Consider the following 24,692-nt stretch of genomic DNA (forward strand, 5'->3'; position numbering starts at 1 on the left):
CCATGGCGCCCGCCACGCACGACGCATTGCCTGATCTTGACCGCGCGGGAGACATCCCGCTGCACGCCCAGGTGGCGTCGCGGTTGCGCGGATATATCCGCACGAACAAGCTCGCGGCAGGCGCCGTGCTGCCCAGCGAGGCGGCGCTGTGCGACCGCTTCGGCGTGGCGCGCAGCGTGGTGCGCCAGGCCCTGGCGGCGCTGGCCGCCGAGGGTCTCATTCAACGCGAGACCGGCCGTCCCGCCACCGTGGCGGCGCCGCAGGAACACCGCCGCCTGGTGCAGCGGTCCACGGGTCTTTACGAACAGTTCGCCCAATCGGGTGTTGCGCTGCGCACGCGCGTGCTGGCGCTGGGCCCGGCCGAGCCGCCCGCCGACGTGGCCGAGTTCTTCGGCACCACCCGCCTGTTATTGCTGGAACGCCTGCGCCACGTGGCCGAAGCGCCGCTGGCCTACGTGCGCACCTGGCTGCCCGCCGACGCGGTGCCGGGCCTCGTCGCCGACCATCTGGCCGACGCCTCCCTGCACGGCGTGCTGACGCGGCAGTTCGGCCTGCGCCCCGGCGCGGGGCGCAACCAGATCCGCGCCGTCGCGGCCGACGACAAGCTCGCCAGGCTGCTCGACACACCGACCGGCACGCCGCTGCTGATGCTGCAAGGCCAGGGCATGGACCAGCACGGCAAGCCGCTGGAATGGTTCACCACCTGGCACCGCGCCGAACAACTGGTGTTCGACGTGGACGTCAGCATGGGACACGAAAGCGTGCAGCCCCGGCTGCATGACCCAGCCCCGGAACCGCAGCCGCCGGTCAACGGACACGATCCGCTGGCGCGCGCGCAGGCGCTGGTGGCGGAGCTGTCGGCGGAACTGGAACGCTTGCGCGGGCAGTCCTGAACCACGGAACGCGCGCTGGAAGCAAATCGGGGCGGCATATTGCCGCCCCGATTTTTTTTGATGCGCTCAGCGCACCATGCAAGGCCGCTTGTTGTCGAACTTCCAACCCGGCACCAGGTACTGCATCGCCGTGGCATCGTCGCGCGCGCCCAGGCCATGCTGCAGGTAGAGCTGATGCGCGCGTTCAATCGCGTCCATGTCCAGCTCGATGCCCAGTCCGCCGGTCTGCGGCAGTTCGACGTAGCCGTTGCGGATCTGCAGCGGGTTGCGGGTCAGATGCTGGCCGTCCTGCCAGATCCAGTGCGTGTCGATCGCGGTGACGCGGCCCGGCGCGGCGGCGCCCACATGCGTGAACATCGCCAGCGACACATCGAAGTGATTGTTGGAATGCGAACCCCACGTCAGGCCGAACGCCTGGCACGTCTGGGCCACACGCACCGAACCTTGCAGGGTCCAGAAATGCGGGTCGGCCAGCGGAATGTCGACCGACTGCAGCGACAGCGCATGCGCCATTTCGCGCCAGTCGGTGGCAACCATGTTGGTGGCGGTGGGCAGGCCCGTGGCGCGGCGGAACTCGGCCATGACCTCGCGGCCGGAAAACACGCCTTCGGCGCCGCACGGGTCTTCGGCATAGGCCATCACGCCGTGCAGGTCGCGGCACAGCCGCACGGCGTCCTTGAGCAGCCAGCCGCCGTTCGGGTCGAGCGTGACGCGCGCGTCGGGGAAGCGCTCGTGCAGGGCGCGGATGGCTTCGACCTCTTCCTCGCCGCGCAAGACGCCGCCCTTCAACTTGAAGTCCTGAAAGCCATAGCGGTCATGAGCGGCTTCGGCCAAGCGGACGATGGCCTCGGGCGTCATGGCCTTTTCGTGCCGCACGCGCAGCCAGCCGTCGGCGTCGGGCGCCGTCTGGTAAGGCAGCGGCGTAAGCGACGAGTCGCCCACGTAGAACAGGTATCCCAGCATCTGCACGGAGGTGCGCTGCACGCCTTCGCCCAGCAGCGCGGCCACGGGAACGCCCAGGTGCTGGCCCAGCAGGTCCAGCAACGCCGATTCCACCGCCGTCACGGCATGGATCGCCACGCGCAGGTCGAAGGTCTGGGCGCCGCGGCCCGCGCTATCCAGACCGGCGAAGGCCTGGCGCATCTGGTTCAGCGTGTGCTGGTAGTTGCCGATGGAGCTGCCCGCGATAAGGGCGCGCGCGTCTTCCAGCGTGGCGCGGATCTTTTCGCCGCCAGGCACTTCGCCGACGCCGGTGTTGCCCGCGCTGTCGGTCAGGATGACCAGGTTGCGCGTGAAATAAGGCGCGTGGGCGCCGCTCAGGTTGAGCAGCATGGAGTCCTGGCCGGCGACCGGCACGACGCGCATGCCGGTAATCGTGGGCGTCTGGGAGGCTTGCGATGCGTGAAGAGTCATGATTGCTTCTTGAAAATGCCCGGCCGGCGGGGCCGGGCGCGTTGCGTCATTGCACGGAGATGCCGCCGGTCTCGATGACCTGCTTCCAGCGGGCGCTTTCCTGCTGCTGGAACTTGGTGAACGCTTCGGGCGAGTTTGCGACGACCTCCAGGCCGATGTCAGTGAAGGGCTTGCTGAGCGCCGGATCCTTCAGCGCGGCGGTCAGGGCGGCGGACAGCTTGTCGCGCACGTCGGCGGGCAGGTTCTTGGGGGCCACGACGGCCTGCCAGGCATAGACGTCGACGCCGGGCACCGAGACTTCGGCGAACGTGGGCACGTCCGGCAGCACGGGCGAGCGCTTGGAACCGGTGACGGCGATGGCCTTGAGCTTACCGGACTTGATATGCGGCAGCACGGCGTTCACGTTCTGGAACGACATGTCCACCTGGTTGCCCAGCAGATCGGAAATGGCGGGCGCGCCGCCCTTGTAGGGCACATGCAGGCCCTTGGTGCCGGTCTTCTGCCAGAACAGTTCGGCGGTCAGGTGGTCGGACGAGCCCGCGCCGGAGGTCGCGAAACTGATCGCGCCCGGCTTGTCCTTCAGCAGCTTCAGCACGTCCTGCACGCTGTTGATCTGAGGCGCCAGCTTGGGGCTGACCACCAGCACATTGGGCGTCTGCACGGCCACGGTGAGATACGTGAAGTCCTTGGCCGGATCGTAGGTGATGCCCTTCATCAGGTGCGGGGCCACGACCAGCGGGGCCAGCGAGGTGACCATCAGGGTGTAGCCGTCCGGCGCGGCGCGGGCCACCTGCGACGCGCCGATGGTGCCGGTGGCGCCCGCCTTGTTTTCCACGACGAAGGATTGCTTGAGCTGTTCGCCCAGCTTGTTGGACAGCGCGCGCGCCACCGAGTCGGTTGCGCCGCCGGGCGGGAATGGGACGACGACGGTGACGGCCTTGTCAGGCCAGGCCTGCGCCGCGCCCGCGGCGGCCATCAGGGTCAATCCAAGCATCCACTTGCGCGCATTGGTCTTCATTACTGTCTCCGGATTGGGTTCTTTTAATTACGTTAACGTTAACATTTCTTTTGTTAACGTTAACATGACGGCTTTTTTAGAGTATTTCGGCGCGCAGACGGTTCGCCATCCGGACAAACCCTGACACCATCCGGCCCGCAAGGCGCGCGTCTGCGGTTAGGCTTGACGCCAATTGCACCCCGCCGTTTACGACTCCCTCTTTGATGCACCCGCCCCGCATGCCGTCCGCCGACTCCCCTTCCCGCTCCCCGGAGCGCGCCAACGTCACCGTGCGCGAGGTGGCGCAAGCGGCCGGGGTGTCGATGATTACCGTTTCGCGCGCCATCAACACGCCGCAGCAGGTCTCGCCCGCCACGCTGGACAAGGTCAACGCCGCAATCCAGGCGCTGGGCTATGTGCCCAACCTGATGGCCGGCAGCCTGCGCCTGTCGCGCAGCAACCTGGTGATGGTGCTGGTGCCCTCGATCGCCGGTTCGCTCTTTGGCGGGATGCTGACCGCGCTGACGCAGTCGCTCGAAGCCAAGGGCTTTCAGCTCATGGTGGGCCAGAGCGGCTACGACTCGCCCCGCGAGGACGCGCTGCTGCGCGCCATCATCGGACGGCGCCCGGACGGCATCGTGCTGACGGGCGTGATGCACTCGCCGCAGGGGCGGCAGCTGCTCAAGGCATCGGGCATCCCCATCGTCGAAACATGGGATGCCACGGACGCCCCCATCGACATGCTGCTCAGCCTGTCGCACGACGCCATCGGCACGGCCGTCAGCCACTACCTGCGCGACGCGGGCAAGACGCGGCAGGCGGTGCTGAGCGGCGACGATCACCGCGCCCGGCTGCGTGCCGAAAGCGTGGTTCGCGCGGCGCTGGAATCGGGCCTGCCCGAACCATTGGTGCACTACATGCCCGCGCCGACGACGCACGCGCAAGGCCGCGAAGGCCTGCGCGCCCTGCAGCGTTCGGGCCAAGGCATCGACGCGGTGTTTTGCAGTTCCGACATGATGGCGGCCGGCGTGCTGACCGAGGCCGCGGCGCAAGGGCTGGACGTGCCTGGGCAACTGGCGGTGATGGGCTTTGGCGACATGGACATCGCCGCGTCGATGTCTCCGGCCATCACGTCCGTGCACGTGGACGGCGCGGCGATCGGCGCGCAGGCGGCCGAGATGATCGGCTTGCGCGCCAACGGCCAGCGTCCCGCGCAGTCGGTGGTGGAAATCGGTTTTCGCATCGTGACGCGCGAGAGCGCGTAGGCGGCGCGCAGCAAGGCACGGCGGCCACGGACACGCAACCACCGATCAGGTTTGCGCCGGCGCACCGGGCAGGACATGAGAACCGCGCGCACGTCGCGCGCGCTTGTCGCAGCTTGGCCGCTACGGCAAAATGTTTGCCTTCCTTGCGCCTCGCCCCGGCGCTGGCCCTTTCCATGACCGACTCCGCCCTCTTCGACCAGCACCGTTCCCGCCTTTATGGCATTGCCTATCGCATGCTGGGGGCCGTGGCAGAGGCCGAAGACGTCGTGCAGGAAGCGTGGCTGCGCTGGCACGACGCTGACCGCGCGGTCATCCAGAATCCCGAAGCATGGCTTGTCACGGTGACCACGCGCCTGTCGATCGATCGCTTGCGCGCTGTGAAGGCTGAACGCGAACACTACGTTGGGGTCTGGCTGCCGGAACCCATGCTGATGGCGGCGCCCTCCACGCCGGAGCAGATCCATGAGCAGGCGGACGATGTGTCGGTGGCGTTTCTGTTCATGCTGGAACGCCTGTCGCCCGATGCCCGCGCGGCGTTTCTCATGCGCGACGTGTTCGATGCGGACTACGAAGACATCGCGCAAACGCTGGACAAGAACCCGGCGGCCGTGCGCCAGATGGTGCGGCGCGCGCGCCAGCAACTGCGCCAGGGCGCGCCGCGCGAGGCCGTGCCGCGCGCGACGCTGCAGCGCCTGTTGCAGGCGTTTGCCGACGCGATGCAGCGCAGCGATTTCAACGGACTGCTTGCGCTCCTGAGCGACGACGCCGAACTGATCGGCGACGGCGGCGACAAGGTGACCGCGTTTGCCAGTCTGGTGGGCGGCAAGCGGCTGGCGCAGCTCTTTTATGCGGGCAAGCGCCGGTATCGCGACGCGCTGGATGTCCGGGTGGTGCAGGTGAACGGGCAATGGACCCTCTTGCGCTTCATCGACGGCGATCTGGAATCCGTGCAGTCTTACGAGACCGATGGCGAACGGCTGACGCGGGTGCTGGTGCAGCGAAATCCGGACAAGCTTGCGGGCGTTGCCGCGGCGCTCAAGCGCTCGTGATGCGCGCGGGTGGCGTGTCGTTGGAAGGGGGATTGCGCTGCATCGGGTTTGGGAGTGGGTGGGTTTGCATGGGATTCGGCTGGGTTCTTTAGGCGCCCGGTGCGGCGTGGGCCTGGGGCGGGCGGGGCTCCGATTGCGGTCCGGAGCCTTCGCTCCGGACTGCCCCGCGCTCAACCTCGTCCGCCTTCGGCTCCCTTCGGTTTCCGCCGGGCGCATCTAAACGCCCCGCCCACCCCAGGCCCACGCCACACCGGGCTCTGCCGTTGAATCTTTACGGGTGCCGGGGCGAGTCGGGTTCTTGAGGTTCTTGCACGCAGTCGTTTGGAAGAGAAGCGTCTTGCGGGGCCCGCCCCCGGGCGGCCGCGCGGGCGGCCTTCGTGGGCTTACGCGGCGTCTTGCGTCGTCGCGATGGCGCTTCGCGTGTGGCTGCTTCTGCTCTCGGTGTCTGACACCCTGGGGAGACTCCCGTCATACCAAGAGCGTCTCCCTAGGGTGTCAGACACCGGCTACCGACCGGCTACCGTCGCCCTGGCTACGCGCCGCCGCTGGCGGCCTGATGCGTTGGTGCCTGGCAGGCAACACGGTGATCCCTTGTGCGTGCCTACCGCCTCGCGGGCCGCGCTTCTACGATGGACCTGTCATCACTCACACACGCAAGGACAGGCCATGTCTAAGACCACCAAGTTCGGATTGCCCTTCATCGCCGCGGCGGCGCTGCTCGGCCAGCCCGCTTACGCCGCCTCCCATCACGCATCGTCCGGCGCCACGGCCGCCGATCCCATCGTCACCGAACTGATGACCAAGGCCCTGCCGGACATTCCCGGCAAGGACGCGCTGATGCTCATCGTCGACTATCCGCCCGGCGGGGCCGATCCCATTCACCGCCATGATGCGTATGGTTTTGTCTATGTGCTGGAAGGCAGCATCGTCATGCAGGTCAAGGGCGGCAAGGAAGTCACGTTGACGCCCGGGCAAACCTTCTATGAAGGGCCGGACGACGTTCACACGGTGGGGCGCAATGCCAGCCAGACCCAGCCGGCCAAGTTCCTGGTCGTCCTCATCAAGAAGCAAGGCGCGCCCGCCCTGACCCCGGTCAAATAAGTTTGCCCGGCACGCGGCGGGGGCCTTTCGTCGGCCCGCCAGGCCTTCCCCTCGGGGCAGGGCCTTTTTTTTTTGCGCGTGATGTCACAAGATTGCAGGCTGCGCCGTCTTAGCTGTAGGATCAACCCACTTGCGGCGCCGCCACCATGTCGACACCCTACCCTGCCCCTTCGGATACCCCTGCTTCGGCCGGACCGGATTCCCTGGCCGACAGCTTTGCCACCAGCTATGCCGGTGTCATGGCCTTTATCGCGGTCGCCGCTGAAGGCAATTTCGCCAAGGCGGGCGACCGGCTTGGCATCGGCCGCTCGGCCGTCAGCCGCAGCGTGCAGAAGCTTGAAGATCAGCTCGGCACGCGACTGTTCGTGCGCACCACGCGCAGCACGTCGCTCACGCCCGAGGGCCAGCGCTTCTACGAGCAATGCCACCCGGGCGTTGAACGCATCATCCAGGCGCTGGACGACATGCGCGACCTTCGCGAGGGCCCGCCGTCGGGCCAGTTACGCGTGTGCGCCACCGTGGGCTTCGGCCGCAAGATCGTCGCGCCGCTGTTGAAGGGATTTCGCGAAGCCAATCCGGGCATCTCGGTGGAGTTGCTGCTGGACGACGGACCTACCGACTTCACGACCGACCGCGTGGACGTGTCCTTTCGCAACGGGCGCATGGAAGACAGCCAGGTGATTGCCAAGAAGGTGATCCCGATGCAGATGATGCTGTGCGCGTCGCCGGCCTATGCCGCACGCCACGGACTGCCCGCCAGCGTCGAGGACATCGCGGACCATGCTTGCGTGAATTTCAAGCTGGCGTCCGGCCGCGTGTTCGAATGGGAGTTCAAGGTGGGCGGACAGATGCGTAAGGTGGCGCCGCCCGGCATGCTGACCTTCAACGACGCGGACCTGGTGCTGCAATCGGTGCTGGACGGACACGGCATCGCGCAGATGGCGGCCTATCAGGTCTGCGACCATCTGCGGGCGGGCCGGCTGGTGGCCTGCCTGCCGCAATATGCGCCGGACGACCGCGGGCATTACCTGTGCTTTCTCAGCCGCCAGCACCTGCCGGCGCGCATGCGCGTGTTCATCGATTACATGACGGAGAACATCCGCGCGATGGACCTGCAGATACTGGACAGCCTGCTGGTCAAGCCGGCGTGAAGCGCAAGGCAGCAAGGCGCGTGGAAAGGCGCCCCGGCAAGCGGCGCTACTGCGTCAGTGCGACGACGCTTTCGATGCCGCCCTGCGCCATCTTGGAATAAGGACAGAGGCGCTCGGTGTTGCGCACCAGTTCTTCGGCAATGGCTTTGTCCAGGCCGGGCAGGTGAATGTTGACGTCCGCCTTCAGCGCAAACAGGCCATCGATGGGGTCGCGTCCGAACGCGACCGTGGCGGTGACCGAGGCGTCGGGAATGGACAGCCCGGACCGCTGGGCCAGCATGCTGAGCGCGCCGTGGAAACACGCTGCGTAACCGGCGGCAAAGAGCTGCTCGGGGTTGGTTCCGCCGCCCGTGCCGCCCAGTTCGACGGGCAACCGTAATTCCACAAGCAGTTCGCCGTCGTCCGAGATGGCGATGCCCGAGGCGCGGCCATGCGCGGCCTCCCCGCCCCGCACTGTCACGCTGGTGGTATACAGGGGACGGAAGTCGCCGCCCCGGTACTTGTCCAGGAGGCTTTGGGGAGGAGGCCGCAGTTTGCTCATGTAGGTCCTTGTGACCGCCGCTACTTTCTTGCACCCGAACGGCTGAACCAGGTGTCAAAGTCGATCTTGCCCAGGCGCGGGCTGGTTCCCGGCACCAGTGTGCTGTCGTCCAGCAGCGCGCCGAAATAGCGCACGCCGGCATCCGCGTGCACGGTGCGGGTGTCCCCGATTCTACGCATGTAGCGTTGGGCCAGTTCGGACAACCTGACCTTTTCCGGACCGGCGATCTCGACAATGCCGTTCACGGGCGCGCCCAACGTGGCGTCAGCCATGGCCAGCGCCACGTCGTCCGAGGCGATGGGCTGCACGTAGGCGGAGGACAGCCGCACCTCGTCGCCCTGCGTGCCGGACTGCACGATGCCGCCCAGGAACTCGAAGAACTGCGTGCTGTGCACGATGGTGTACGGAATGCCGGCGGCTTCGATCAGGTCTTCCTGCGCGATCTTGCCGCGGAAGTAGCCGCTTTCGGCGAGGCGGCGGGTGCCCACCACCGACAGCGCGACATGATGGCGCACGCCCGCGCGCTTTTCGGCGGCCAGCAGGTTGCGGCCGGAGGTCTGGAAGAATTCCAGGACGGCCTTGTCTTCGAAGGACGGCGAGTTGGCCACGTCGACCACGACGTCGACCCCGTCCAGGGCCGCGTCCAGGCCTTCGCCGGTGATCGTGTTCACGCCGGTGGCGGGCGAGGCGGCGATGGCCTCATGGCCGCGTTCGGCAAGCAGTTTGACGAGCTTGGAGCCGATCAGGCCCGTGCCGCCGATGACGAGGATTTTCATGATCGATCCTTAGTTGAATTGGGCTTTGTCCAGCCCATACGCCTTGTCGGCCGAGCCGGGCACGGTCTGGAATCCCACGTTCAGCCGGTTCCAGCCATTGATGGCCATGACGGCAAAGCTGAGGTCCGAGATTTCCTTTTCGGACAGTTCGCCGCGCACGCGCTCGTACACTTCGGTCGGCACGCCATGCACGCCCAGCGTGGTCAGCGCTTCGGTCCAGGCCAGGCAGGCGCGCTCGCGCGCCGAGAATTGATTGGATTCGCGCCAGATGGCGACATGGTGCAGGCGCAGTTCGCGCTCGCCGGCAAGCTTGGCCTGCTTGATGTGCATGTCCAGGCAGAAGCCGCAGCCGTTGATCTGCGAGGCGCGGATGTCGACCAGGTCAAGGATCGACTTTTCGATGGTGCCGGATTTGGCCAGCATGGTGAACTCGACAAACTTCTTGAACAGTTCCGGCGATTGGGCAAAGGCGTTGAGACGTTGGCTCATGATGGCTCCTGGGTGGATTGGGCGCTTCCCGGTCGGGTTGCCGGGCGCGGCGCTTGCTTGTTCGACGCCCAAATCGTAGGCCTGCCCGCCGGACCGCAGTAGCCCCGGCGCGGGGACCATGATGTTGCCGCAATGGCAACAATCGGCAGGCGCGGTCACGCCGACAATAGGCAGGCAATCAAGGCTCGCGCCCGGAACTCATCATGAACAGAAACGATATCTCGATGCAGGACATCCATTACTTCGTCGAAGTCGCCAAGCGTGGAAAGCTGTCCGCCACCGCCGCCGCGCTCGGCATCCCCGTCGCCACGTTGTCGCGGCGGCTCACGCAGCTGGAACAGGCGCTGGGCTACAAGCTCCTGAACCGCACGACGCGCAGCGTCAGTCTGACGGCCATCGGACAGCAGTACTTCGATCATTGCGCGGAACACGTCGAAGGCGCCCTGTCGGCGCACGAAATCATCAACTCACGGCTGAACCACCTGGCGGGCACGCTGCGCGTGTCGGTCATGCCCGGCCTGACGACGATCCTGCCGGCGGTGCTGAAAGAGCTGCGCGAAACCTATCCGCAGATCTCGTTCGAGGTGGAGCTTGGCTTGGCCGACACGGGCCGCAATGGCCAGCACTTCGACCTGATGCTGCGCACGGGCGAGCTGGCGGATTCGGCGTTCATCCAGAAGCACGTCGCGCAGGTGCAGTGGGTGCTGGTGGCGGCCAGCAGCTACCTGGACCGATTCGGCCGGCCGACCTGCCCGGAAGACCTGGGCCTGCACGAGCGCATCATTACCGGCGACCTGCAGGACTGGACTCTGGGGGAAGGCGAGAGCCTGTTGAACGTCCGCGGCCCCACCCACATCGGTACCAACAGCTCGGCGCTGGGCGTGCAGCTTGCCATCGCCGGGCTGGGCATTGCCTGGATGCCCAGCCACCTGGCGCTGTCGCAAACATTGCGGGAACTGGATCTGGAACAGATCCTGCCAGACTGGAAACTGCCCCCGGCAACCATCTACGCGCTCTCCGACAACCGCGTGACGCCGGCACGGGCGAAGGTGTTTCTGGATACGCTGCAACGGCATCTGCGCGCGAACTAGGCGCCTGCATCCCGGGCGCACGCCCTGGGTCACCCCAGCAAGTTCTCCCTGACGTGCACCAGATGCCGGCGCACCGCCGCCATGGCGCGGTCTGCGTCGCGGTCATGTAGCGCCTCGACGATCTCGCGGTGTTCAGCCTGGTAGGCCGCGCGCCGTTCAGGGGTGAGGCTCTTGCGCTTGAGCGCCCCCCAGGTAGCCTGCGAGCGCGCCGCAGTCATCAGCGCGAAGACCTTTTCGATGAAGAGATTGTGCGTGGCCGTGGCCATCAGCTCGTGCAGTTTCGCATCCCACACCTCGAACGCTTCAAAGCTGGCGGCGGCCTCCGCCTCGTCGCACGCATGCTGCATGGCGGTGAAATCGGCCGGCGTGCCGTGCTGCACCACCAACGCCGCAATGGCCGGTTCCAGCACCAGGCGCGCGGCCATCAGTTCGGCCGGGCTGGTGGAGAGCACCTCGCCACGCAAGAACGCCTCGGTCTGCGCCAGCGTCGACGGCGGGTTGGCGTAGGTGCCGCTGCCCACGCGCTGCGAGATCAGTCCGTCGTCCTTCAACTGCGCCAGCGTGCGGCGCACGGTAGACCGGCTGAGGCCGAATTCCTCGCTCAACGCGCGCTCGGTCGGCAGGCGATGGCCGGCGGGCCAGACGCCCGACTGCAGGTTTTCGATGATGACCGCCCGCATGGCGGAGGCTTTGTCCATGAGGACTCCCGGATGAATGCCGCGATGATACCAAATCAGTCCAATAAATTCCTGCTTATCCGGAAATAAACGGATTCGCCTGTGGAGAATTTTGGTTTATCCTGCCGAACAGCACCAATTGGGCCTAAATTATCCAAATTGGTATTTTTTGGTATCTCATCAACGGGCGGCGTAAGCCCCGTAGGAGCAAGCATGAAAATCGCGGTATTTCGAGTCAATGGTGAACGGCGCGTGGGCGTGGTCGCGGACGACGGCAGCACGGTTACCGCGCTGGATTTCGCGCCCGAACTGGCCGCGGCCGGCGCACTGACGGCGGTGCGGTGGCTGGCAGAGGGCCGCGCCCTGCCCGCCCAGACGGGACCGTCCTACCGCTGGGATCAGGTCGAGCACGAAGCGCCCCTGCCGGCGCAGCCGCGCAACCTGTTCTGCGTGGGCCGCAACTATCACGCCCATGCCAAGGAACTGCGCGACTCCGTCTTCAAGGACAACGACGCCAACCCGGAATCCTGGCCCATCGTCTTCACCAAGGTGCCGCAAACCGTGGTGGGCCCCTGGTCCGACGTGACGCTGCCCACGGGCATCTCCGACAAGATCGACTACGAAGCCGAACTGGCGGTGGTGATCGGCAAGGGCGGTCGCAACATCTCCCGCGCCGAAGCCATGAGCCACGTCATCGCCTACACCGTGGTCAATGACGTCACCGCACGCGACGTACAGATGCGCCACCAGCAATGGGACCTGGGCAAATCCTTCGACACCTTCTGCCCGATGGGTCCGTGGCTGGTCACCGCCGACGAGCTGGACGGACGCAACACGCGCGTGCGCTGCTGGGTGAACGGCGAGCTTCGCCAGGACGGCAACACGGAAGACCTGATCTTCGACATTCCCACGCTCATCGAAACCTGCTCGCGCGGCATCACGCTGTACCCCGGCGACGTCATTGCCACCGGCACGCCCGCTGGCGTCGGCCAGGGCCTGAATCCGCCCCAGTTCCTCAAGAGCGGGGACACCGTCCGCATTGAAATCGACGGCATTGGAAGGATCGAGAACCGATTCGTCTGACGCCCGCGCCAATGAGCGCCGGTCAATGAAACCGGCGCCGCGCAGCACGCAAGCCCATAAGGAGTGAGACATGAAACTGCGCTGCAAACAGGTGGCCGCGGCTGCCTTGCTATGCCTGAGTGCGACGGCCACGATGACCGTGCTGGCCGCCGGCTATCCCGAACGCCCCGTCACGCTGGTGGTGCCCTTCCCGCCCGGCGGCGTGGCCGACACCATCGCCCGCCCCATTGCCCAGGCCTTGGGGGACAAGCTGGGCCAACCCATCGTCATCGAAAACAAGGGCGGCGCGGGCGGGGCCATCGGCATCGGCCAGGCGGGCCGCGCCAAGCCCGATGGCTACACGTTGCTGATGAGCCTGTCGTCGATTTCCATCCTGCCCGCAGCCGACCGGCTGCTGGAGCGCAAACCCGCCTATCAGCTGGACCAGTTCGTGCCGATCGCCCGTATCACGGCCGATCCCACCGTGCTGGTGGTGCGCGCGGACGCGCCCTACAAGACGCTGGACGAATTCCTTGAGGCGGCCAGGAAACAGGGCGGCAAGCTGAGCTACGGCAGCTCGGGCATCTACGGCACGATGCACGTGCCGATGGAAATGCTGCAGAGCGCCGCCGGCATCAAGATGATGCACGTGCCCTTCACCGGCGCGGGTCCTGCGGTGCAGGCGCTGGTCGGCGGGCAGGTCGACGCCCTGGCCACCGGCCCGTCCAGCGTCATGCAGCTCATTCAAGCTGGACGTGTCCGCCCACTGGCGCATTGGGGCGATGGCAAGCTGGAGAGCCTGCCGCAGGTGCCATCGCTCAAGTCCAAGGGGTTTGACGCCAGCTTCGTGCAGTGGTCCGGCATCTTCGCGCTGGCCGGCACGCCGCCCGCCGTCATCGCCAAGCTGCGCGATGCCGTCAAGCAGATCGCGGACGATCCCGCGGTGCAGGCGCGCATCGCCGGCACCGGCAGCCCGGTGCAGTACCTGGACGCGCCGGCGTTCGACGACTACTGGAAAAAGGACTCCGCGTCGCTGGAAGTGGCGGTCAAGCGGATCGGCAAGGTCGAATGACGAACTAAACCGTAGCGTCTATCGGGGGCTTCGCGCCCCCTTTTTCATTGCACCGTTTCGCGCCCCGCCGCCTGCCGGGCCAGCGCCTTGCGGTCCACCTTGCCCACCGCGTTCTCCGGCAACCGGTCGATCCAGATCACGTCGCGCGGCACATAGATCCGGCCCAGCCGCGCCAGCACCTCGGCCTGTATCGCGGCCGCGTCGGGCGCGGCGTCGCCATTGCCCTGCACGAAGATCACCGGCGTCTCGCCCAGATCCTCGTCCGGCGCCCCCACCACGCAGCAGGCGGCGACGCCGGGCATGCCCGTCACCACGCCTTCGATGAGCGCGGGCGAAATGTTCTCGCCGCCGCGGATGATGACGTCCTTGATGCGGCCGGTGATCATCAGATAACCCTGTGCGTCGAAGCGGCCCAGGTCGCCCGTGCGCAGCAGCCGCGGCGCGCCCGCGTCCGCACTGTCCACGCCCAGATAGCCCAGCATCAGGCTGTCGCCCGCGATGCAGATCTCGCCTTCGGCGCCTGCCGGCGCCAGGCTGCCGTCGGGCAGACGCAGACTCACGTCCTGCCCTTGAAGCACCGTGCCCACCGATCCCACGCGCCGCGCCGCGGGCGGATTCATGGTGGACGTGCACGTGGCCTCCGACAGGCCATAGGACACGACCAGCGGACACCCGAGGAAGGCTTCGATCCGGCGGTGCAAGGCCTCGGTGATGGGCGCCGAGCCGCAACGGGCAAAGCGCAGGCCGGCCAGGCTGTCCGGATCGAACGTCAATTCCAGCATCCGCGCATACATGGTCGGCACGCCGGTGATGATCGTGGGCCGGAAGGCGGCCAGCAGACCCGGCATGTCCTGCGCGCGGAACCGGCCAGCCAGCGCCACGCTCGCCCCCGCCAGCAGCGGCGTGAAGATCTGATTGTTGAGCGCGTTGGTGTGGTGCAGCGGCATGACGTGCAGCAGGCGATCGCCGGGCGTCAGACCCGTATGCGCCAGAACGCCGCGCGCGTTGTTCACGAGCCCCCGATGGCTGAGCAGCACGCCCTTCGGATTGCCGGTGCTGCCGGACGTAAAAAGCAGCAGCCCCGGGGCCTCTGGCGCGACATCCGCGCCGGACCAGTCCTGCCCGCCCTGCGCGATCTTTGCCGCATCGAGCACGCGCGCCGCCGGCAGGCCGCAGCCGCGCGCGGTGGCGGCGTTGTCGCTATCGGCCAGCATCCACGTCAGCCCCACAGCCGCCACGCGCCGCGCGGTTTCCTCAACCGACAGCCGCGGCTCCAGCGGGCACGGGCAAGCACCCGCCGCCATGACGCCCAGAATGGCCAGCACCTGCGCCAGCGAGCGCTCCATCGCCACGCCAACGTAGTCGCCGGGCGCGACGCCGGCAGCGCGCAGGCCGCCCGCGGCCTGCCCCACCCGGCGGCGCAGGTCCGCGTAGGTGACGCTTTCCTCGGCGGTCACGAGCGCGTGGCGCGCGGCCCATTCCGGCTGGTCCCACAAGCGTGCAAACGCCGCCACGACCGTGGCATCGGCAATCGACATGACTGATTCCCCCTGTACCGGGCTCGATGTGATGGGTGGATGCGCGATCAGCGCAGCGTGACGGCGGCGTCGCGTTCGAATTGCCCGTCCGCGTCCAGTTCGCGCAAGGCAAGGGCTTCGCGCTCGGTCGGCGGTTCGGTCGGGCCCGCGCCGGCGGCGTCGAACTCAAAGCCCGTGCGCTCGCGCACCTCGGACAGGCTGGATTCTGGATGCCACGATTGCAGCGCCAGCCGGCCGTCGCGTTTGATGAACACGGCGATCGGCGTGACCACTCCGTGAAAGCCGCCCCACGACGTCATGAAGTCCAGCTTGGGCACGAACGTGCGGCGCGAATGCTCGGTGCGCCAGGTGCAGGCGCGCCGCGCCGTGGGCAGCATCACCGCGCCGCCGCCGCCGCCGGGCAGGCGGACCTTGGGTTCGTGCCAGTCGCCAATGCACGAGTTGTTGGCGCAGCCCGCGCCGTCGATCTGCGCGGCGCCCAGAAACGTCAGGTCCATGCGGCCGCGCGTGCACAGGTCGTAGAAGTCTTCGTTCGAGAAGATCGACGCCGTGTGCTCGGCCAGCACCGGATCGGAGCTGGACAACGGAATGTGCGAAGGCCGCGGGTTCACGCCGCCGGCCACATTGATATAGACGAAGTCCCAGTCATACGCGCGCTTGGCCAGCAGGCAGGCCAGCATGGGCATCGTGGAATTGACGCCGCTGAACGTAATTTCATCGGGGCGGATGAAGCGCGCCAGGTTGGTGACGATGTACGAAAAGCCCGACCATTGCTCAGCCATGATTTCCCTCCCGCGCTTCGGGCGCCGCAGCCAGGTGCGCGCGCAGATCGCTGTTCTTGTCCATGTAGGTTTCCACCGCCGGATAGTCGATGGCGTAATCGGGCCAGCACGATCCCGGCCACGCGCCCCGCGGCACGACCGCATAGGCCTGCACCATGAAATACGGCACCAGCGTGGATTCGGGCTGCGCCTCGAACACCGCGCTATCCACCTGCTTTTCGGCCACCACCAGCACGCTGCCGGCGGCACGCGACATGATCCGGTCCCAATGCGCGGTGCCATGCACGCGCACATTGCCCTGCGCATCCACCTCCGACGCCTGGATCACTGCGAAGTCCGGCCGGATCGCGGGCACCACCCAGGTCTTCTCGCCGCTGCCGTACGGGTCTTCCAGGCATTTCCAGCCGTTCAGTTCCGGCAGGCCGCTGCCGTGCAGGCCGCCGCAGGGCTGAAACGGCACGCCGAAGGCCGCCGCGCGCAGGCCGGCAGTCAGGCTGGCGCAGGCATGTTCCTCCAGCTCGATCTCGTGGCGTTCCACGGCGCGCCGGTACCAGGGCGCCAGACCAAAGTTGCCCTCCATCGCGACGATGCCCGCGCGCACGCGGCGCAGCACGCCCGCCCGGCACAGGATGTCGACGTCGTAGCCCGGCGACTGCTTGATGAGTTCGAGATCGCGCTTTTCCTGGCGGATCAGTTCACGCACGAACGCGAACGGACCGCGATGCAGGAAGCTGCCGCCCAGCGCGATCGATGCCCCGTTAGGCACCAGCGCCGCCAGTTCCTGCAAGCTGCACTGCTTGTTCTTCTGATTGAATCCTGAAGCCATTGTCTTCCTCCCTGCTTGATGGGGCGCGCCTAGCGCGCCTGCAGATATGCCGCCACGCGGTCCTTCAGCCCCGGCGCCGATGCCGAGCGCACCAGCCGTGCCAGGTCCGTGTCCGGCGTCTCCTGCGACAGCGCGGCGTAAAGCTGCACGCGGCTGTCGTCCGTGAGCGCGCCGGCGGTTTCCAGCGCCTCGTCGCCGATCCGCGTCCAGTCGGCCGGCGCCGCAAGCCGGCTGGCAAAGCCGTCGCGCAAGGCGTCTTCGGCATTGAACGTGGCGGCCTGTTCAAGCACCGTGCGCGCGCGCTCGGCGCCCACCAGCGACGCAAACCGCCGCGTGCCCAGCACCAGTCCAAACTTCAGGCCGGGCATCCGGAACGTGGCGTCCGGCGCGCTGACGCGCCATTTGCAAGCCCCGAACACATCCACGCCCGCGCCGAAATTGCGCCCGTGCGCCAGCGCGACGGTCAGGCACGGCGAGGCCGCCAGCCGCTGCAGCAGGGTTTCGATCCGCACGAAGCGCAGCAGCAGATCGCCTTCGCTCTGCGTCTGCCAATCGCCGAAGTCAAAGCCCGCGCTGAAATTCTTGCCTTCGCCTTGCAGCACGATGACCTTGGCGCCCTGGCCTTCGGCCTCGTCAAGCGCCGCGATCAGCGCCTCGACCAGGTCGGCCGACAGCGCATTCATCTTTTCGGGGCGCGCCAGCGTCAGCACGTGGCGCGGCCCTTGTCTGTCGATACGCAGGACGCTCATGCCGCGCTCCCTTTGCCGCCCGCACGCAGCGGCCCCAGCACTTCGTCGTTGTGTTCGCCCAGCGCCGGGGGCCTGCGCCGCAGCGCCGTCGTCTCGCCGTCGAACCGCACCGGCAGCCCGAACGTGCGCGTCTGCACGCCGTTGGGCAGCTCAAGCGGCTGGACCCAGCCCATGTGCGCGACCTGCGGATCGTCCAGCACCTCGGAATACGTGTTGATGGGCGCGCACGGCACGCCGGCCGCGCGGAAACGCGCCAGCCATTCCTGCGCCTCGTGTTCCGCAAAGATCGCTTCCAGGATGTCGCGCAGCGCGGTCTGGTTGCGCGCGCGTGCGCTGGTGTCGGTAAAGCGCGGATCGGCCAGCAGGTCGTCGCGCCCCACCGTGGCGCACACGGCTTTCCACAGCGCCTGGTTGCCGGCGGCCATGCCGAAATACCCGTTCTTGCAGCGAAATGCCTGATACGGCGCGTTGCGCGGGTGCGCCGACCCCAGCTTGACGGGATCCTTGCCGCTGCCGAAGAACTCGGACGTCTGCAACGCAGCAATGCCCAGCGTCGCGCCCAGCATCGGCACGTCGATGTGCGTGCCCTGCCCGCTTGCCTGCGCCGCGCGCAGCGCAGACGCGATGGCGAACGCGCCATACAGCCCGGCCGAAAAGTCGGCCAGCGGCACGCCGCATTTGACGGGTTCGCCGCCGGCCTCGCCCGTCACGCTCATGATCCCGCTCATGGCCTGGATGGTGAGGTCAAAGCCGCCTTCCTGCGAGCGCGGTCCGGACTGGCCATAGGCGGAGATCGAGCAATAGACCAGGCGCGGATTGGCCTCGCGCAGCTGCATGTATCCCAGGCCCAACCGATCCATCACGCCCGGCCGGTTGTTTTCGATGAGCACGTCGGCGCGCAGCGCCAGCTCGCGCGCCAAGGCCACGTCGCCGGGATCCTTCAGGTTCAGCGTCACCGAGCGCTTGTTGCGGTTGAGCGAAGCGAAGTTCTCGCTGTAGCCATCGGAGATGGGCGGCCAGCTGCGCAGCGTATCGCCGCCTTCGGGGTGCTCCACCTTGATGACGTCCGCGCCCATGTCCGCCAACAACATGCCGCAAAAAGGTCCCGCCGCGACGTTGCAAATCTCCAGCACTGTGATGCCGGTTAGCGCCGAACTGGGTGTCATGTCTGACCTCTCGTTATGAAAATTCAATATTTGGGATAAGAAAAACAGTATAAGACGCGGCTTTCAACGGTGGCATCATCCAGTCCGACAAAGACGGGAAGTCGTTGATTTCCTGGCTAAGCCTAGTGCAATCCCTAGGTGTCGCGGTTAATTGTTGACCAGCATAGCACCGTGTGGAATTCTACGTAAACCATTTATTGGAACGTCGATCCTATATTTTAGGATTTAGTAAAAGAGGACTGCAGCGGTCAAGTCGCCGGCGATACGCACGGCGCCTGTCGCATGCTGGCCCATCCACCGAGGAGACTTGCATGAGACTGTTGTGGCGTATTGCCTTGGCCAGCACGGTGCTGGCGCTGTCGGCCAATCCCGCTTCCGCGGACAACTGGCCAACGAAACCCGTGCGCATGGTGGTGCCGTTTCCGCCGGGTGGTGCAACGGACGCCGCCGCGCGCATCTATGCGCAGCATCTGGGAGACTTTCTCGGCCAGAGCGTGGTCGTGGAAAACAAGGCGGGCGCGGGTGGCGAGATCGGCGCGGAGTTCGTCGCCAAGTCCGCGGGCGACGGCTACACGCTGCTGATGGGCGCCGTGGGCAGCCACGCCATCCACGCGGCCATGCCCGACAAGCCGGGCTACGATTTCGGCACGGCCTTCGTCGGCGTGTCGATGGCCACCAGCATGCCGATGGCGGTGGCGGTCAACAGCAGCAAGATCTCCGCCAAGAACGTGCAGGAACTGATCGCGCTGGCAAAAAGCAAACCCGGCACGATCACGTTCGGATCGGCCGGCCCGGGCACCTCGCAGCACATGGCGGGCGAACTCTTCCAGGCGGTGACCGGCACGCGGCTGATGCACGTGCCTTACCGCGGCAGCGGGCCGGCCATCACGGATCTGTTGGGCGGCCAGATCGACCTGGTCATCGAAACCCTGCCCGCCCTCTTGCCGCAGGTTGCCAGCGGCAAGATCCGCCTTTTGGGCGTCACGACCGCCAAGCGCGCCACGGCCCTGCCCGACCTGCCGACACTGATGGAACAGGGAGTGAAGGACTATTCGGTCGCCACCACGTACGCCCTGCTCGCGCCGGCGGGCACGCCGCCCGCGGTCGTCGAGAAGCTGTCGGACGGGATGCGCCGCGCCGCCGCGATGCCCTCCGTGCAGCAGGCCGCCTTGAAGCTCGGCGCCGACGCCATCGCCACGACCCCGGCCGACACCAGCCGGATGCTCAAGCAGGAAACCTCGCGCTGGGCCGACGTGGTGCGCCTGTCGGTGGCGAAATGACGCACGCCCCCGCATCGGGCCGGCCGGCCGCAATCGACCTGGCCATCGTCGGCGGCGGCTCGGTCGGCGTCAGCTTCCTGTATCAGTTCCTGCTGGCGCTGCAGGCCGCGCCCCCCGTGCGGGAGGCGCGGCCGCCGGTGATCCATCTGTTCGAACCGCAGGCTGTGCCCGGCCCGGGCGGCGCATACCAGGACGACCTGCGCAGCAACCTGCTCAACATCCCCGCCGGCAACATGTCGGCGCGCGCCGACCATCGGCTGGACTTTGTCGACTGGCTGCGCGCTCAGGATGCCGGCTGGCTCGGCGGCTACGGCGTCACCGCGATCGATCCGGCCGACTTTCTGCCGCGTCCGCTCTTCGGCGCCTACATGGGCGCGGTCTACGAACGCTGCCGCCAGCTCGCCCGGTCCCTTGGCGTGACGCTGGAACACGTGCGCAGCCGCGTGCACCGCGTGGCGCCCCAGCCGGACGGCGGCGCGATCATCCAGCTCGCACACGGCCCGCTGCGCCACGCGCGCCACGCCGTGCTGTGCAACGGCAACCTGCCCTCGCAGGCGTTTCCCTCGCTGGTAGGCGTGGCCGGTTACTTCAACAGCCCGTATCCGGTATCGGCGCTGGCGCAGGACATCGCACCCGATGCGTCCGTGTGCATCGTCGGCACCAGCCTGAGCGCGGTGGACGCCGTGGCCGCACTGCAACAGGCCGGACACCAAGGCCCGATCCTGTGCGTGTCGCGCAACGGCCGCTTGCCGTCCGTGCGCAGCCCGCACAACCGTCCCCCGGACACGCTGCAACGCCTGAGCCGAGACGGCGCCCTCGCCCTGGCCGCTCAGCACGGCGGGGCGCTGACGCTGGACATCATCTGGCAAGCCCTGCGCGATGAAGTGCTGGCGTTGCAGGGTTCTCTGGACCCCGACGAGGTGCTGGGCATGGACAGCGACGCGCGATCCGCGCTGGAAGACGAGATCCGCCGGTCGTCCGCCGCCCCACGTCCGTGGCAGGCGGTGGCCGCAGCCACCAACGCGGCGGTGGATCAGATCTGGCACTTGCTGCCCGATACCGAACGGCGCCGCTTCCAGTCGCAATGGCGATCGCTATGGATGGCCCGCCGCGCAACCTTCCCCATGCGCAACGCCTTGAAGCTGCAGGCATTGTTCGGCGCGAATCAGCTCAGCGTTGCGGCGGGCTTTGCCGGCTGCGAACACGATCCGGCCAGGGGCCTGTTCCGCACGCGGCTGCGCACGGCGGACGGCCAGATCGAACACCTGAGCCATCATCTGATCAACGCCACGAGCTTCTCGGTGGACGCAGCGCGCACGGACGATCCGCTGGTGTCTGAACTGCTGCGCGAGGGCCACGCGCAGGCCGATCCGCACGGCGGACTCACGCTGGACTACGACACGGGCTGCCTGATAAATGGCGCCGGCCAGCACGTGGCTGGCGTCTCGGTGCTGGGAAGCCTGGCCGGAGGCACCTACTTCTGGACCACGTCCATGGACGTCAATGCCCGCCTGGCGGGCGATCAGGCCGAGCGGATCGCGGCCACCCTGCGCGCCACGCCCCTCACTGATCCAGAAACCCGCGGCGATAGCCCATTCCCTGAGAGATGGACTGCGCACAGGCCGCCACATCCGGCGCAAGCTGCTTCATCCTAGCGGCGCTCAGGCGATCCAGGGGGCCAGAGATGCCCACCGCGGCCACGGGCTGGTCCAGACTGTTGAACACCGTCACCGCCAGCCCGCCCACCCCTTCGCGCCACTCTCCGCGGTTCACCGCGTAACCGGCGCGCGCGATCTTGCGCAGCTCGTCTTTCAAAAGCGGCATGGACACGATGGTGGACGGGGTGTGCCGCAACATCTGCTCCGCGTAGCGTTCGACGTAACCCTCGGGCTGATACGCAAGCAGCGCCTTGCCGGTCGCCACCGCATAGGCAGGCGCGCGGCCGCCCACCATCGAGTACGCGCGAATGGGTTGCGGGCTGTCGATCTTGTCCACATACACCACGTCAAAGCCATCCAGCACCGACAGGTGCACGGTCTCGCCCGTCTGGTCCGCCAGCGTGCGCATGTGGGGCGCGGCCAGTTTGCGCACGTCCAGTTGCGCCAGTTGCCGCGCCGCCAGTTCGAAAAGGCGCACGGCCCCGCGGTAACCGCCGCCGTCGTCGTCCTTGATCACGTAGCCGGCGTGTATCAGCGTCTGCAAGGTGCGATGCGTATTGCTGCGGGTCAGACCCACGCGGGCCGCCAGCGCGTCGATGGTGCGCGGCGGATTGTCCACATCGGTCACGGCTTCCAACACCATCAGCCCTTTGAGCAGCGTCTTGTCCATTCGTGATTTTTCCTAATATTTAGGACGGGAACATAGCACGGGACGCGGTGCGGGAACAGCAAATTCCGCCCGGTGGATACGCTAGCCCAGCGTGGCGCGCACGGCGGCAGACCGATCCCACAGATTGGGCAGGCTGGGCGACGAATAGCCCGATACGAACGGCTTGGCCTGGCCGGTATCGGGGTCATACACGTGACGCGACACCGCGCCGATATTGCCGCCATACAGGTGCACGCTGATGGACACCCTATCGGGATAGGCATTGGACACGCGATGGATGTCGCCCTCGGCCGGCGACAGGCGCTCGACGTCGCCCGGCCGAAGCGTCGTCGCCTCGCCCGCCAACGCCAACCGGCCGTCCGCATTACGCGTGAACCGCTGATTGATCTCCGCGCCGCGCAGCATGCCCACATAGCCCCAGACCTCGTGATCGTGCACGGGCGTGGACTGGCCCGGCCCCCAGACGAAGCTCACCAGCGAGAAACGCTCCAGCGGATCGCAATGCAGCAGGTATTGCTGGTAGAACTGCGGATGCGGGGCGGTACAGGCGTCGGGCAGCCAATCGTCGTGGCCCACCAGGTCCGCGAACGCCGCCGCCAGCTCGGGGCTCTGGTCCAGCGCCTGCGGCGAAGCTAGCCGCGTCGCAGTGGCAATAAAGCGGCGCAGCCGTTCCAGGCCGGTGTTCGATTCAGGCATTCTCAGCTCTCCAAGGCGGGATGAAATCCCAGATTGAAAAAACAGTATCCACGATTCGGGACGCGGACGCACGCGCGTCCCGCTTGCTGGCCCGCGCAGCGCCGTGTGCCCGCCCTTGACAGCGCCTTGCCGGCGCGTGCAGCGTATCGAACTGTCTGCAAGGTTGGAAATGAAAAACACGCATCACGATATTCCGCCCGCGCTGGCGCAGGCCCTGCGCAGCGCGCGCCGCGTCGTCGTATTCACGGGCGCCGGGGTGTCCGCCGAAAGCGGCATCGCCACGTTCCGCGATGCCCTGACCGGGCTCTGGTCGCGCTTTGACGCCCAGGCGCTGGCCACGCCCGAAGCATTCCGCGAACATCCCCACCTGGTATGGGGCTGGTACGAATGGCGGCGCGCGCAGGTCCTGCGCGCCGCGCCCAACGCCGCACACCACGCCATTGCGGCGCTGGCGCGCCATGTCCCGGCGTTGGCCGTCATCACGCAGAACGTGGACGATCTGCACGAGCGTGCTGGCAGCCGCGCGGTCACGCATCTGCACGGCAGCCTGCATGCGCCGCGTTGTTCGCGCTGCGGCGCTCCGCAAGCGTTTGCCACCGGCCTGCCGCAAGAGCCCGACGCCGGCCGGCGCCTGGCGCCGCCCGCGTGCACGGAATGCGGCGCGCCGGTGCGCCCCGGCGTCGTCTGGTTCGGCGAAAGCCTGCCCGCGCAGGCCTGGCGTGACGCCACCCTCGCCGTGCAGCAGTGCGACCTGCTTTTCAGCATCGGCACCTCATCCCTCGTGTATCCCGCAGCCGAACTGCCGCGGCTGGCCGTCGCGGCCGGCGCGACGGTCGTGCAGGTCAACCCGGCCGCAACGCCGCTGGACGCGATCGCCCATCACAACCTGCGCGGCGCCGCGGCCCAGATCATGCCCGCCGTGCTGGCGGCGGCGCAATTTGCCCCAGGCCTGCCGGCCACGCCGGCAACACCGGGCGGCCGCGAGGTTTTGTGAGCATCCGTGGCGTCCAACCACACGCCTATGACACTTGCGCGACACTTCCAGGAAAACCCTCAAATTCACCATTACATCCGCGCTATACAGTGGTGTAATGGACTTCGTTTGTGGAGGTGATCATTCCGTTTTCCTGGAGACTTCCTGACGTCTTCGTACGTTCGCCGGACGGTGTGCTGCACCGTGTGGTGCGCCACGCCACGACCACGGAAACCATCGCCAAGCTCGAAGGCATGCCCAGCAATACCCACCTGGATTGCGAATGCAAGCTCGACAACGGCGAAACGCTGTGCTGGATGGGCAACGACAAGTATCGCCAACTGAACGGCGGCGCCATCTTTCTTGCCGTCACGGCACACACCACACCCCGGGGCGAGTCGCGGCACAGCGGCGCGGTCCCGGGCGATGAAAAGGCGGCATCCGCGCCGCGCGCCTCTCGCAAGAAAGTTGCAGGGGCCAAGGCGCGCCTTCCGCCAGCTGTAGTCAATCTAAAAACCGGCAACGATTGGAGCTTGATACGCGCCTGGCGCGAGCATCTGAACATCAGTACTGCTGAGATGGCTGCCCGGCTTGGCGTCGATCACTCCATCTATATCGAGTTGGAACGGCCGCGCCCGCGGCCCCGGCAGGTCATTCTTGACCGCGTATCGGAGGCCCTGGGCGTATCGCCAGACCAACTCGATGATTCATTGTTAGGAGGACAGTTTCATTAGCGTCGCGCGCAAGGCATTGCCTCGCGCTCCCGCCGTGAATTGT

Annotated in this window: 25 protein-coding genes; 12 read left to right on the forward strand and 13 right to left on the reverse strand. The window is 67.1% G+C overall.

All coding sequences use genetic code 11. The features are described from left to right. The first annotated feature begins 2 nt into the window (after positions 1-2). Positions 3-893 (forward strand): GntR family transcriptional regulator, encoded by an 891-nt coding sequence (locus tag KVT32_RS15805; protein WP_175155906.1) that lies wholly within the window; start codon positions 3-5, stop codon positions 891-893. Between the two features lie 66 nt (positions 894-959). Here KVT32_RS15805 and gudD read toward each other — a convergent pair whose 3' ends face one another. After that, on the reverse strand, positions 960-2,306 hold the full coding sequence (gene gudD / locus KVT32_RS15810; protein ID WP_152384983.1) for a glucarate dehydratase: 1,347 nt from the start codon (positions 2,304-2,306) through the stop codon (positions 960-962). Positions 2,307-2,352: 46 nt separating this feature from the next. After that, a complete protein-coding gene (locus KVT32_RS15815) occupies positions 2,353-3,324 on the reverse strand; it encodes a tripartite tricarboxylate transporter substrate binding protein (RefSeq protein ID WP_062839185.1) in 972 nt (323 codons plus the stop codon). Positions 3,325-3,527: 203 nt separating this feature from the next. On the opposite strand from KVT32_RS15815, the gene KVT32_RS15820 reads away from it, so the two are divergent. From KVT32_RS15820 to KVT32_RS15835, 4 genes are all read left to right on the forward strand, one after another. Continuing rightward, positions 3,528-4,568, forward strand: a complete 1,041-nt coding sequence (locus tag KVT32_RS15820) for a LacI family DNA-binding transcriptional regulator (RefSeq protein WP_254607143.1) — start codon at positions 3,528-3,530, stop codon at positions 4,566-4,568. A 173-nt stretch (positions 4,569-4,741) separates the two neighbouring features. Further along, entirely contained in the window at positions 4,742-5,617 is an 876-nt protein-coding gene (locus KVT32_RS15825; protein ID WP_175155908.1) for an RNA polymerase sigma-70 factor, read from the forward strand. Between the two features lie 666 nt (positions 5,618-6,283). Then, the gene (locus KVT32_RS15830) at positions 6,284-6,718 is read left to right on the forward strand and encodes a cupin domain-containing protein (RefSeq protein WP_175155909.1); all 435 of its coding nucleotides are present in this window, start codon (positions 6,284-6,286) and stop codon (positions 6,716-6,718) included. Positions 6,719-6,864: 146 nt separating this feature from the next. Next, positions 6,865-7,869 (forward strand): LysR family transcriptional regulator, encoded by a 1,005-nt coding sequence (locus tag KVT32_RS15835; RefSeq protein WP_175155910.1) that lies wholly within the window; start codon positions 6,865-6,867, stop codon positions 7,867-7,869. Between the two features lie 46 nt (positions 7,870-7,915). Here KVT32_RS15835 and KVT32_RS15840 read toward each other — a convergent pair whose 3' ends face one another. From KVT32_RS15840 to KVT32_RS15850, 3 genes are read right to left on the reverse strand one after another with little or no spacing between them, the layout of a single operon-like run. Beyond that, positions 7,916-8,410, reverse strand: coding sequence for an Ohr family peroxiredoxin (locus KVT32_RS15840; RefSeq protein WP_175155911.1), 495 nt, complete (start codon positions 8,408-8,410; stop codon positions 7,916-7,918). Positions 8,411-8,430: 20 nt separating this feature from the next. After that, the gene (locus KVT32_RS15845; protein ID WP_217618487.1) at positions 8,431-9,186 is read right to left on the reverse strand and encodes an SDR family oxidoreductase; all 756 of its coding nucleotides are present in this window, start codon (positions 9,184-9,186) and stop codon (positions 8,431-8,433) included. A gap of 9 nt (positions 9,187-9,195) precedes the next feature. After that, positions 9,196-9,675 carry a carboxymuconolactone decarboxylase family protein gene (locus KVT32_RS15850; RefSeq protein WP_056323593.1) on the reverse strand — a complete coding sequence of 160 codons (480 nt, stop codon included), beginning with the start codon at positions 9,673-9,675 and terminating at the stop codon, positions 9,196-9,198. Positions 9,676-9,878: 203 nt separating this feature from the next. Between KVT32_RS15850 and KVT32_RS15855 the strand changes: the two genes are divergently transcribed. After that, a complete protein-coding gene (locus KVT32_RS15855) occupies positions 9,879-10,766 on the forward strand; it encodes a LysR family transcriptional regulator (protein WP_175155913.1) in 888 nt (295 codons plus the stop codon). Positions 10,767-10,795: 29 nt separating this feature from the next. On the opposite strand, the gene KVT32_RS15860 is transcribed toward KVT32_RS15855, so the two are convergent. Then, positions 10,796-11,464, reverse strand: a complete 669-nt coding sequence (locus tag KVT32_RS15860; protein ID WP_217618488.1) for a FadR/GntR family transcriptional regulator — start codon at positions 11,462-11,464, stop codon at positions 10,796-10,798. 192 nt (positions 11,465-11,656) lie between these two features. Here KVT32_RS15860 and KVT32_RS15865 point away from each other — a divergent pair, with 192 nt between their 5' ends. Both KVT32_RS15865 and KVT32_RS15870 read left to right on the forward strand, forming a co-directional pair. Next, the gene (locus KVT32_RS15865; protein WP_152384990.1) at positions 11,657-12,526 is read left to right on the forward strand and encodes a fumarylacetoacetate hydrolase family protein; all 870 of its coding nucleotides are present in this window, start codon (positions 11,657-11,659) and stop codon (positions 12,524-12,526) included. Positions 12,527-12,596: 70 nt separating this feature from the next. Continuing rightward, positions 12,597-13,577 carry a tripartite tricarboxylate transporter substrate binding protein gene (locus tag KVT32_RS15870; RefSeq protein WP_152384991.1) on the forward strand — a complete coding sequence of 327 codons (981 nt, stop codon included), beginning with the start codon at positions 12,597-12,599 and terminating at the stop codon, positions 13,575-13,577. Between the two features lie 44 nt (positions 13,578-13,621). Here KVT32_RS15870 and KVT32_RS15875 read toward each other — a convergent pair whose 3' ends face one another. From KVT32_RS15875 to KVT32_RS15895, 5 genes are read right to left on the reverse strand one after another with little or no spacing between them, the layout of a single operon-like run. Then, entirely contained in the window at positions 13,622-15,115 is a 1,494-nt protein-coding gene (locus KVT32_RS15875; RefSeq protein WP_217618489.1) for a class I adenylate-forming enzyme family protein, read from the reverse strand. 47 nt (positions 15,116-15,162) lie between these two features. Then, positions 15,163-15,897, reverse strand: a complete 735-nt coding sequence (locus KVT32_RS15880; RefSeq protein WP_056323575.1) for a CoA-transferase subunit beta — start codon at positions 15,895-15,897, stop codon at positions 15,163-15,165. Continuing rightward, complete coding sequence (locus KVT32_RS15885) at positions 15,890-16,723, reverse strand: CoA transferase subunit A (RefSeq protein WP_152384993.1); 834 nt, start codon at positions 16,721-16,723, stop codon at positions 15,890-15,892. Before KVT32_RS15885 ends, KVT32_RS15880 begins: the two co-directional genes overlap by 8 nt. Before the next feature lie 29 nt (positions 16,724-16,752). Next, positions 16,753-17,472, reverse strand: a complete 720-nt coding sequence (locus KVT32_RS15890) for an enoyl-CoA hydratase/isomerase family protein (RefSeq protein WP_056323570.1) — start codon at positions 17,470-17,472, stop codon at positions 16,753-16,755. After that, on the reverse strand, positions 17,469-18,638 hold the full coding sequence (locus KVT32_RS15895) for a CaiB/BaiF CoA-transferase family protein (RefSeq protein ID WP_180098273.1): 1,170 nt from the start codon (positions 18,636-18,638) through the stop codon (positions 17,469-17,471). The genes KVT32_RS15890 and KVT32_RS15895 overlap by 4 nt, the downstream gene beginning before the upstream one ends. A gap of 311 nt (positions 18,639-18,949) precedes the next feature. On the opposite strand from KVT32_RS15895, the gene KVT32_RS15900 reads away from it, so the two are divergent. After that, complete coding sequence (locus KVT32_RS15900) at positions 18,950-19,918, forward strand: tripartite tricarboxylate transporter substrate binding protein (protein ID WP_217618490.1); 969 nt, start codon at positions 18,950-18,952, stop codon at positions 19,916-19,918. Beyond that, on the forward strand, positions 19,915-21,573 hold the full coding sequence (locus KVT32_RS15905) for an FAD/NAD(P)-binding protein (protein ID WP_217618491.1): 1,659 nt from the start codon (positions 19,915-19,917) through the stop codon (positions 21,571-21,573). Before KVT32_RS15900 ends, KVT32_RS15905 begins: the two co-directional genes overlap by 4 nt. Here KVT32_RS15905 and KVT32_RS15910 read toward each other — a convergent pair. Continuing rightward, on the reverse strand, positions 21,482-22,246 hold the full coding sequence (locus KVT32_RS15910) for an IclR family transcriptional regulator (RefSeq protein ID WP_175155920.1): 765 nt from the start codon (positions 22,244-22,246) through the stop codon (positions 21,482-21,484). The genes KVT32_RS15905 and KVT32_RS15910 overlap by 92 nt on opposite strands. Positions 22,247-22,327: 81 nt before the next feature. Continuing rightward, complete coding sequence (locus KVT32_RS15915; RefSeq protein ID WP_175155921.1) at positions 22,328-22,942, reverse strand: cysteine dioxygenase; 615 nt, start codon at positions 22,940-22,942, stop codon at positions 22,328-22,330. A gap of 169 nt (positions 22,943-23,111) precedes the next feature. Between KVT32_RS15915 and KVT32_RS15920 the strand changes: the two genes are divergently transcribed. Next, a complete protein-coding gene (locus KVT32_RS15920; RefSeq protein WP_217618492.1) occupies positions 23,112-23,936 on the forward strand; it encodes an NAD-dependent protein deacylase in 825 nt (274 codons plus the stop codon). Between the two features lie 110 nt (positions 23,937-24,046). Continuing rightward, positions 24,047-24,649 (forward strand): helix-turn-helix transcriptional regulator, encoded by a 603-nt coding sequence (locus tag KVT32_RS15925; RefSeq protein WP_217618493.1) that lies wholly within the window; start codon positions 24,047-24,049, stop codon positions 24,647-24,649. Positions 24,650-24,692: the final 43 nt, after the last annotated feature.

It is taken from the genome of Achromobacter sp. GbtcB20 (assembly GCF_019091095.1).
Taxonomy (GTDB): Bacteria; Pseudomonadota; Gammaproteobacteria; order Burkholderiales; family Burkholderiaceae_B; genus Achromobacter; species Achromobacter mucicolens.